This is a genomic window from Streptomyces sp. NPDC014734 (assembly GCF_043083325.1).
Lineage (GTDB): Bacteria > Actinomycetota > Actinomycetes > Streptomycetales > Streptomycetaceae > Streptomyces.
The window spans coordinates 1-6,179 of the sequence record NZ_JBIBYN010000056.1; the positions used below are offsets into that span (position 1 = coordinate 1).

Sequence of the window (6,179 nt, forward strand, 5' to 3'; positions counted from 1 at the left end):
CTGGCCGGAGACCGGGCGTCCGCGTCGTGCCGCGGTGTCGTCGTTCGGCTTCAGCGGTACCAACGCGCACACGATCATCGAGCAGGCACCGGCCGGCAACCCCACCGAAACCGAGAACCACGCGACAGCGCCCGCCCCGACGCCGCCGCCCGTGCTGTCGTTGCCGATCTCGGCGAAGACGGCCGACGCGCTGCGTGCCCAGGCCGACCGCCTCCGTCGTTTCCTGGACGACCGCACGGACATCGCCCCGGCCGACCTCGCTTTCTCGCTGGCGACCACCCGGACCGCCCTCGACCACCGTGCGGTGGTCGTCGCTCCGGACCGGGACGCCCTGGCGGCGGGGTTGGAGGCGCTGGCGCTCGGCGAGCCGAACACGACTGTGGTCGAGGACACGGTCGCCGGTGGTAGGACCGCCTTCCTGTTCACGGGGCAGGGAAGCCAGCGGCTGGGCATGGGGCGTGAGCTGTATGCCGCCTACCCGGTGTTCGCGGAGGCTTTGGACGCGGTCTGTGACGAGCTGGACGCGCACCTCCCGCAACCTCTGAAGACTGTGGTGTTCGGTGACGACGCCGAGCCCTTGGACCGGACCGGGTTCACGCAGCCCGCGTTGTTCGCGGTCGAGGTGGCGTTGTTCCGTCTTGTCGAGGCGTGGGGTCTGCGGCCGGACTTCCTGTCGGGGCATTCCATCGGTGAGCTTGCCGCCGCGCATGTCTCCGGGGTCTTCTCTCTGGCGGACGCGGCGCGACTGGTGGCGGCTCGTGGGCGGTTGATGCAGGAGTTGCCGTCCGGTGGGGCGATGGTGGCGGTGCAGGCGTCGGAGGACGAGGTGGCGCCGCTGCTGACCGAGGGTGTCGGCATTGCCGCGCTGAACGGCCCGTCGTCCGTCGTGATCGCGGGCGACGAGGACGCGGCTCTCGCGATCGCGGCAGCATTCGAGGCGCGTGGCCGCAAGACCAAGCGGCTCACCGTCTCGCACGCGTTCCACTCGACCCGCATGGACGGCATGCTCGACGCCTTCCGTCAGGTGGCGGAGGGGCTGTCGTACGAGGCGCCGCGCATTCCGATCGTCTCGAACCTGACCGGTGACCTGGTCTCCGCCGAGGAGATTACCGACCCCGGCTTCTGGGTGCGGCACGTCCGCGAGGCCGTCCGCTTCCTCGACGGCATCCGCGCGCTCGAAGCCCAGAACGTCACCACCTTCATCGAGCTCGGCCCCGACGGAGTACTCACCGCCATGGCACAGGACTGCGTCATCGACCCCACCGGTCCGGCGTTCGCCGCCGTTCTGCGTGCCGGCCGCCCCGAGCCGGAGGCGCTGGTCGCCGCCGTGGCCCGGGCACACACCCGGGGCGTTCCGGTGGACTGGGCGGCCCTCCACGCGGGCACCGGGGTCCGTCGGATCGACGGCCTGCCCACCTACCCGTTCCAGCGTCGGCGCTACTGGCTGGAGGCCCCGGCCGGGGCCGCCGGGGACGTGGCCTCGGCCGGGCTGGGCACGGCGGACCACCCGCTGCTGGGCGCGGCGGTGGACCTGCCCGACTCCGAAGGCTGCCTGTTCACCGGACGTCTCTCACTGCGTACCCACCCGTGGCTCGCGGACCACGCCGTCATGGGCACGGTGCTGCTTCCAGGCACCGCCCTGGTGGAGCTTGCCGTGCGGGCGGGCGACCGGGTCGGCTGCGATCTGCTGGAGGAACTGACGCTGGAAGCGCCGCTGATCCTCCCGGAGCGCGGCGGTGTCCAACTGCGGATCACCGTCGGTGAACCCGACGGGGCCGTCGACCGGCGCGCGTTGAACGTCTACTCCCGGCCCGAGGACGCTGCCGACGACCCGTGGACCCGGCATGCTGCCGGTACCCTCGCGGTCGCCGGAACCGCCGCGCCCGTGGCCGAAGCGGGGCAGTGGCCCCCGGCCGGGGCCGAAACGGTCGACACCGACGGCTTCTACGATGCCTTTGCCGCCCTCGGCCTCGGCTACGGACCCGTGTTCCAGGGGCTGCGCGCTGCCTGGCGGCTCGGCGACGAGGTGTTCGCCGAGGTCGCGCTCGGCGAGGAACAGCACGGCGACGCCCGTGCCTATGGCCTGCACCCGGCGCTGTTCGATGCCGCGCTGCACGCGGTGGGCCTGGGAGGATTCTTCGACGCCGAGAAGGACGGGGAGAAGGACACCGGGAAGGACACCGGGAAGGACACCGAGGAGAACACCGAGGAGAACACCGGGCGGGCCCGGCTGCCGTTCGTGTGGGACGGGGTACGGCTGCACGCCGTCGGCGCCGCGGCGCTGCGGGTGCGGCTGTCCCCGGCCGGACCGGGGGCGGTGGCGCTGACCGTCACCGACGAGAGCGGCGCGCCGGTCGCGTCGGTCGACTCGCTCGCGCTCCGCCCGCTCGACGCCGACCAGTTCAAGGCCACCCACGCCGGGCACCACGAATCGCTGTTCCGTCTCGACTGGGCCGCGCTTCCCGCACCGGCCGCCGACGCGGCCGAGGAAGCCGGTTCGTACGCGGTCCTCGGCGGCGGCGACCTGAAGGCGGCGGCCGTACTGGAAGCCGCAGGTGTCGACACCGTGACGTACGCGGACCTGTCCGCGCTCGCCGCGGCGAGCGACACCGGTGCGGCGGCCCCGGACGTGGTGCTGTTGCCGTGCCTGCCCGACCTGGCCACCGCCGGGGATGTCGCGGCGGCGGTGCATGCCGTCACCGGCCGGGTGCTGACAGCGGTGCGGCAGTGGGTCACCGACGAGAGGTTCGCCGACTCCCGGCTGGTGCTGCTGACCCGCGGCGCCGTGGCCGTGGGCGATGCCGCATCGGTCGACGACCTGACGCACGCCGCGGTGTGGGGCCTGGTGCGATCCGCGCAGGCCGAACACCCTGGCCGGTTCGTCCTCGTCGACATCGACACCGACGGTGCGGACGGCCCCGACACCCTGCGGCACCTGCCCGGGGTACTGGCGACCGACGAACCACAGCTTGCCCTGCGCGACGGTGCCTGGCACGCGCCCCGGCTCGCGCGGGTGTCCGGCCCTGCCGGGGAGGCTGTCCCGGCCTTCGACCCGGCGGGGACGGTCCTGGTCACGGGAGCGAGTGGCACGCTGGGCGGTCTGGTGGCCCGGCACCTGGTGGCCGAGCACGGTGTGCGTCACCTGGTGCTGACCAGTAGGCGCGGCGGCGAGGCGCAGGGCGCTGCGGAACTCGTCGCGGAACTCGCCGAGTCCGGGGCGGAGGCGGTCTGGGCGGCGTGCGACGCGGCCGACCGTGAGGCGCTGGCCGCCCTCCTCGCCGGGATTCCGTCCGGACACCCGCTCGTCGGGGTGGTTCATGTCGCCGGTGCGCTGGACGACGGGACCATCGGATCGCTCACGCCGGAGCGCCTGTCACGAGTGCTGCGCGCCAAGGTGGACGCGGCGTGGAACCTGCACGAACTGACCGAGGACCTGGACCTCTCCGCCTTCGTGCTCTACTCCTCCGCCGCCGGTGTCTTCGGCAACCCGGGCCAGGGCAACTACGCGGCGGCCAATGCCTTCCTGGACGCCCTCGCCCATCACCGCAGGGCCCAGCACCGTCCGGCCGTCTCGCTGGCCTGGGGGCTGTGGGAGGACGAAGGCGGCATGGCGGCCACGCTCGCCGAGACCGACCGGCAGCGCATGAACCGCGGCAGCATGGGCGCGCTCGGTCATGCGGAGGGCCTTGCACTCTTCGACGTGGGCTGCCGGTCCGGGCACCCGCTGCTGATTCCGGCCGCACTCGACATCGCGGCGCTGCGCGCCGAGTCGGCCAACGGCGTGGCCCCGCTGCTGCGCGGACTCATCCGCACCCCGGTCCGGCGCGCCGCCGCCGGCGGCGCGGGCGCGTCCGAGGAGACGAGCCTCGTCGAACGCCTCGCGGGCCTGCCCGCGGCCGAGCGGGACCGCTTCCTGCTCAACCTGGTCTGCTCCCAGGTGGCCACCGTGCTCGGATACGGTGGTGCGGGATCCATCGAATCGGGCTCCTCCTTCAAGGAGTTGGGGTTCGACTCGCTCACCGCGGTGGAGCTGCGCAACAGGCTGGGCAAGGCCACCGGTCTGCGGCTGCCCGCCACGCTGATCTTCGACTACCCCACCCCTGCCGCCCTCGCCGACCACTTGCGCGCGGCGCTACCGGTCGACGGCGACGGCGGACCGTCCGTATTCGGCGAACTCGACAGGCTGGAAGCAGCGCTGGCCGATGCCGCCGAGGACAGTGTGGTCCGGTCACGGATCACGATGCGCCTCCAGGCCCTGATGGCCAAGTGGAACGACGCCCAGGACGCGACGGCCGACGCCGACACGGGCGACGACCTCGAAGCGGCGACCGACGACGAGCTGTTCGACCTGCTCGACGACGAACTCGGCTCCTCCTGAAGGGGAGCGACCTGAACTGATGAGCACGACCTTCCCTTTCGCAAGGAGCCGACGGCAATGGTGAACAAAGACGCAGCTGGGAGCAGGGGCGCGGCCGTGAACAACGAGGACAAGCTCCGCGACTACCTCAAGCGGGCGACGACCGACCTGCGTCAGGCACGCCGTCGGCTCCGCGAGGTCGAGGACCGGCACCAGGAGCCCATCGCCATTGTCGCGATGAGCTGCCGCTACCCCGGCGGGGTGCGCACCCCCGAGGACCTGTGGCGGCTGGTCGTGACGGGTGAGGACGCGATCTCCGGCTTCCCGGCCGACCGCGGCTGGGACATCGAGACGCTCTACGACGCCGACCCCGACCAGGGGGGCTCCAGCTACGTCAGCGAGGGCGGATTCCTCTACGACGCGGGGGCGTTCGACCCCGCCGTCTTCGGGATCTCGCCGCGTGAGGCCCTTGCCATGGACCCGCAGCAGCGGTTGCTGCTGGAGACGTCCTGGGAGGCGTTCGAACGCGCGGGCATCGACCCGGCCTCGATGCGCGGCAGCCGTACCGGCGTGTTCGCCGGTGTCATGTACCACGACTACACCTCGCGGCTGGAGTCCGTGCCCGAGGGCGTCGAGGGCTTCCTCGGCACCGGCAGTTCCGGCTCCATCGCCTCCGGCCGGGTCAGCTACGTCTTCGGCCTGGAGGGTCCGGCGGTCACCGTCGACACCGCGTGCTCCTCGTCGCTGGTGACCCTGCACATGGCGGTGCAGGCGCTGCGCTCCGGCGAGTGCTCGCTGGCCCTGGCCGGCGGCGTCACCGTGATGGCCTCTCCCTCCACGTTCACCGAGTTCAGCCGGCAGCGCGGCCTGGCCGCCGACGGCCGCTGCAAGCCGTTCGCCGCCGCCGCCGACGGCACCGGCTGGGGCGAGGGCGTCGGCATGCTCCTCGTGGAACGGCTTTCCGACGCGCAGAAGAACGGCCACAAGGTGCTTGCCGTCGTCCGTGGCTCGGCCGTCAACCAGGACGGCGCCAGCAACGGCCTGACGGCCCCCAACGGCCCGTCGCAGCAGCGGGTCATCCACCAGGCACTCACCAACGGCAGGCTCTCGGCCGCCGATGTCGACGCCGTCGAGGCGCACGGCACGGGGACGACGCTGGGTGACCCGATCGAGGCGCAGGCGCTGCTGGCCACCTACGGCCAGGACCGCCCCGCCGACCTGCCGCTCCATCTCGGCTCCATCAAGTCGAACATCGGCCACACCCAGGCCGCCGCCGGTGTCGCGGGCATCATCAAGATGGTCAAGGCCATCGAACACGGGGTGCTGCCGCAGACCCTGCACGTCGACGAGCCGACCCCGCACGTGGACTGGTCGGCAGGCGCCGTGTCCCTGCTCACCGAGACCACCCCGTGGCCGGAGACCGGCAGGCCGCGCCGGGCCGCCGTGTCCTCCTTCGGCTTCAGCGGCACCAACGCCCACACCATCATCGAACAGGCCCCGGCCGAGGAACCCGACGGGACGGAGTCCGAACACCGGCCCACCGAGCCCGGAACGACGACGTCGGACGTGCTGCCGTGGGTCCTTTCCGGCAAGAGCACGGCGGCCCTGCGCGCTCAGGCGGAAAGGCTTCTGGCACACCTGACGGAGCAGTCCTCGCCGAGCCCCGCCGATGTGGGTCTCTCCCTGGCGACGACGCGCGCGGCCCTGGACCACCGTGCGTTGATCCGGGGCGCGGATCGTGAGGAGTTGTTGGCGGGTCTGGGGGTGGTTGCGGGCGAGGGTATGGCGCCGGGTGTGGTGCAGGGGTCTGTCGTCGGTGGTC

General features: G+C 72.5%; 2 protein-coding genes. Both read left to right on the top strand.

Annotation, left to right across the window (positions count from 1 at the left end; translation table 11 throughout):
- Nucleotides 1-4,378: SDR family NAD(P)-dependent oxidoreductase (locus ACF1CT_RS37270; protein WP_391788476.1), on the top strand; the 4,378-nt coding region annotated here is incomplete at its 5' end.
- 57 nt (nt 4,379-4,435) lie between these two features.
- On the top strand, nt 4,436-6,179 hold a 1,744-nt coding region (locus tag ACF1CT_RS37275), incomplete at its 3' end, for a type I polyketide synthase (protein ID WP_391788477.1).